2 protein-coding genes are annotated in these 4,691 nt (G+C 39.6%); both read right to left on the bottom strand.

Annotated features, from left to right (window positions below; translation table 11 throughout):
• On the bottom strand, positions 1-284 hold a 284-nt coding region (locus tag H4J38_RS16835; RefSeq protein WP_220465598.1), incomplete at its 3' end, for a hypothetical protein.
• 334 nt (positions 285-618) lie between these two features.
• Positions 619-4,691: tandem-95 repeat protein (locus H4J38_RS16830; protein ID WP_182133643.1), on the bottom strand; the 4,073-nt coding region annotated here is incomplete at its 5' end.

Raw genomic sequence — 4,691 nt, 5'->3', positions numbered from 1 at the left:
CCTTCGACTATGCCATTTGAGCTTGCATGTCTGAGTGTGCCAATGGCATTAGAGAAACTCGTGTTCACCGAGCTCGTGCTTTCGCTTTGTACGCCAGCCACTTTTTTAACTACTGAAAGTGATTCACCGGCCTGTCCAGATAAGTCTACCGTTTGTGTAGGTGAAGACTGAGGTGCCGTTATTACCGGTGCTGGATTTATCACTTCTTTTGGAGTTTCTGAACCGCCACCACAAGCTGCAAGGCTTAAACAAGCGACAATATATATACATCTACTACTATACATTTTTATAACCCTTAGCTTTGACCGACCTAAAAGTACTCGTCAGCATTAACTGAATTTTTTAATTTTTTAATTTTTTAAGCCATCAATAATTTAATATAACCCATTGGAGAAATGGCGCAAATATAATACGCTTGCTTTATGGTGGTTATATTAAGCAGAACTAAATCTGCATTAAATTATTAGATATTACCCCCCCAAAAACAAGCCTTAAATCATTACTATTTAGCATCTAAAAAACTGCGTAAATATACCTACCTGGGTATTTTTCTTGGTATCAAATTAAATTGCTTACACCATACCCTCTATTTTATAGAGTACTTATTGCTATTTAAAATTAATTCGATTGATAATGACTTATGTCTATGTTGTTGGTTTCAATTGCATTTATATAACATTGCCCCGCCACGACAAATGAACTGTTGGTGAGTAAAACTATCGATTCTATTTGTGCCGTATTAGAACAAGTCGAAGCCCTGAAATAACCATCAAAATCAAATGTATTATCTAAACTACCATCAGGTTTTATTCGCCCTAACATATGCCTTCTACCAGAAAGAAAGTCACTAAAACCGGCAATCACGATGTTGTCATTACTATCAATAATTGCGCTAGTCATACCGGAACTATATAGAGGTGGCGCCATGCTGAAACTAGCCTTACCTACGCCCGCAAAGCTCGAAACTAATGCGCCTGAAGTTGTGGTTTTAACAACAGCAACTTGGTTAGGAGTTGCTAAATTATTTCCGACTAAATACAAATTATTTATGCTATCAAAACCAAGGAATTCAACATTATCATCCGCGCCTGCAATGTCGATAATTAATTCACCTAAAGCGCTATTAAATGTATTATCTAATAGCCCTGTAGCTAGGTATTTAACCAATAATATGTCTTTGTCGACATTAGCTCGATTACCAGCGGCATATATATTATCGATGCTATCGATAGCGACAGCCATATAATCATCGGTAACAGCGCCAGTGTTGTGTCCTATGGTGTTAAAAGTAGTATCGAGTATACCTTCGGCAGTTAAACGTAAAACAAAGGCGCTAATGCTTCCACTTTCCAGATTACCAACGGCAACTAGTCGTTCTGAGCTATCTGCTTTTACTTGATTAAACTCAATATTGGTCGCACTAATCGCCGAAGTGGTATAAATACCATTTGTAGCAAAACTAGTATCTAACAAGCCATTTTGATCAATACGGGCAACAAAGCCATTTACAACACCTGTTTCTGTTACATTACCATAGACAATAAAGCTGCCAGTAGACAATTCAAAGATGCCTTTAACGGTGGCACTAGTGCCAACTTTCAGTCGCTTATGGCCGTCGCTATCAAAACTGGTGTCTAGGGCACCTGCACTGGTTAACCTAGTTAAAATGATATGTTTATCAGTAGCATCGTCAGCGGTTGAAGCGGTTAAATATTTACCGAGTTGGGCACCATTTTGAATTTGAATAACTTGCGCTACGGTATCGTCTGACGGTTTGCTAGAATGCATTAAGGTTAACTTACCATCAACAATGTTATTTCCCGTAAATAAAGCCCCTGTCGAGTCTACAGTGCTGATTGCCATGTTTTTATCGCTACCCGCTTCAACATAACCTGTTAACCACATGGTTTGAGCGTTATCTAAGTTCATAGAAAGCGCAAAGGCATTATCGCTTGCATAAGCTATTTTTTGATAACCACTAACACCATAGGTGCCATCTATAGCACCATCGGCTTTGGAAATACGCGTTGTAAAAGGTTTATTTTGAAAGTCTACTTGCCCATCGTATAGGGTGCCACTTACATACAAATTACCCGTACTTTCTACTATAGCGGTAAATTCAGCATAGCCCGTGCCCGCATCCGCGTCACCGTCAACATCATAAGTAGCTATGCCATCAGTATCAAAAGATGTCACTAAGGCGCCGGTTTTATCTATGGCTAATAGCAGTGCTTCTTTGGCACCGCTATCTAAAACGGTTGAACCAGCCAAAATAGCGGTGAAGTTATTAGCAAATTTCCCTCCAATAGCATGAACCTGATCGTTGCTGCCGCTAACATCATAAAACTTAGGACTACCATCGCCATTAAAAGTTGTGATGGGATTACCATCAGAATCGAGATGCCAGGCAAAAATATCACTATCTCCACCTGCAGTGACGACATTACCTGTGATCATGATATCCCAGGTATTGGGGCGGTATACTGCTATAGCTTCATCGTCTAAACCTAGGCCACTAACATCTTGAATTAAATGTATCGTTGTAGGGTCAGTGGTATGATCAAAAAATGCGCCCGTATCTTCATTTACTTGAATCACCAATGTGTCAGCATCAGTGCCTTGCACTTTACCTACCGCGAGAATATCAAAATCGTCATACATAAGATCATTAATCGAGAAGATTTTTTGCTCGGTAGTACAACTCAGACCGTTATCACCAAAGGCAGTTACAAAAGCACCTATGTTATCTATCTTTAAAAAACAGACTTCAGTATAAGTGCCATCATCACGGTCGAAAGCAATATAAAAACTATTGGTATCGTGAATAATCGCCTTGCCATATTCATGATGACCAAAATCAAAGACTTTAATACCACTGTTCCCAAAGGCTAAGTTTAATGTGCCGTCTTGGTTATAAGCAGTCATGTAAACATCTTTATCGACATTATCTATAGTACCCAGAAAATATACGACACCAGCAACGGTAATAGAGTCAGTTAACTGCGCTTGAGTTTTAATACCGGTTAATTCTAGCGACCCAATAATAGGTCGACCAAAAGTTGCGTCTTCAGTTAATTCACCAACTTCCGCTATATTATTGATATTTATAGTTACGGAAACATCGGCAGATTCTGCAATGGGGCTGCCATCATCCGTAATAGTCACCGTTAAGGTATGCTGGATTGTGGTTTCAAAGTCTAAAAGATTAGTACCTTTAGCAGTAATAACACCTGTTGATGGGTCAATGGTAAACAAGCTGGTATCACCGGCAGAAAGTGAATAAGCGAGTGTGTCATTTTCTATATCAGTAGCGCTGACGGTGCCTACAACATCACCTACACTTTCCCCTTCATCAATACTAAAGGTATAAGGACTTGTATCAGGAATAGGCGCATCGTTTACTGCTTGTATATTAAGCGCAACAGTAATGGTTTCACTAACACCACCATTGCCATCACTTACTTGATAGGTAAAGGTATCTGCGTCAATACCATTAATATTAAGGTTAGGAATATATTGGAACGAGCCATCATTATTGACCGTTAGGCTGCCATTATTAGTGACACCTGAATCTAACGTTACCGTTAAACTATCGCCTTCCACATCGCTAGCACCACTTAGCAGGTTATCAGCATCGGTTGCTAATTTACTTAGCGTAATATCTTCATCAAAAGTGAAGCTCTTAGTATTACTAACGACTACAGGGATATCATTAACAGCATTAACGATTAACGTTACACTCGCCTGTGCAGTGCCACCTTTGCCATCACTTATCTCATAAGTAAAACTGTCTTGACTGAAAAAATCAGCATCAGGAATATAAGTAAATGAACCATCGCTGTTCAGCGTTAATGTACCATTACTCACACCCGAAACTGGCGTGGTATTCACGGTTAACACATCGCCATCAGCATCTGTATCATTACTTAGTAGCTGATCACCATCTGTAACAGCTCTAACCCATGTAAAGTCTTCAGCAAAACTATAACTATCATCCAGAGCGAGAGGCATATCATTTACCGCATTGACCGTTAAGGTAACACTCGCTTGTGCCGTGCCGCCATTACCGTCGCTTACCTGATAAATAAAACTGTCTGTGCTATTAAAATTAAGGTTAGGTGTGTAACTAAAAGCGCCATCACTATTTAATGATAACGTGCCGTTACTGGTACCTGTTACTAAAGAGACGGTTAAGTTATCGCCGTCAACATCGCTGTCATTGTTTAATAAGTTATTAGCATCTGTCGCAAGTATGTTTAAAACAATATCTTCGTTAACACTGTAGGCATCGGCCACTGCAACAGGAATGTCGTTAACCGCACTAACGGTTAAGGTTACATTGCCTTGTGCAATACCACCGTTACCATCACTGACTTGATAGGTGAAACTGTCAGTACCGTTAAAGTTAAGGGTAGGAATATAGTTAAACGAGCCATCACTATTAAGCGTTAAGCTGCCATTGCTAACATTTGAGATTGGTGTGCTATTGACGGTTAATGTGTCTCCATCAGCATCACTATCATTGCTTAACAATTGATTCGCATCGCCAACCAGTATGTTCAGGGCTATATCTTCATCGATGATATAGCTGTCATTACCCAGTACAGGAACATCGTTAATGCTATTGATGTTTAACGTCACACTGCCTTGTGCTTTGCCACCGTTACCATCAAGAACTTCATAAATAAAAC

This window comes from Colwellia sp. BRX10-3, assembly GCF_014077505.1.
GTDB lineage: Bacteria > Pseudomonadota > Gammaproteobacteria > Enterobacterales > Alteromonadaceae > Cognaticolwellia.
Note: the sequence above shows the minus strand (reverse complement) of the source record. Positions and strands in the feature narration are given on the sequence as shown.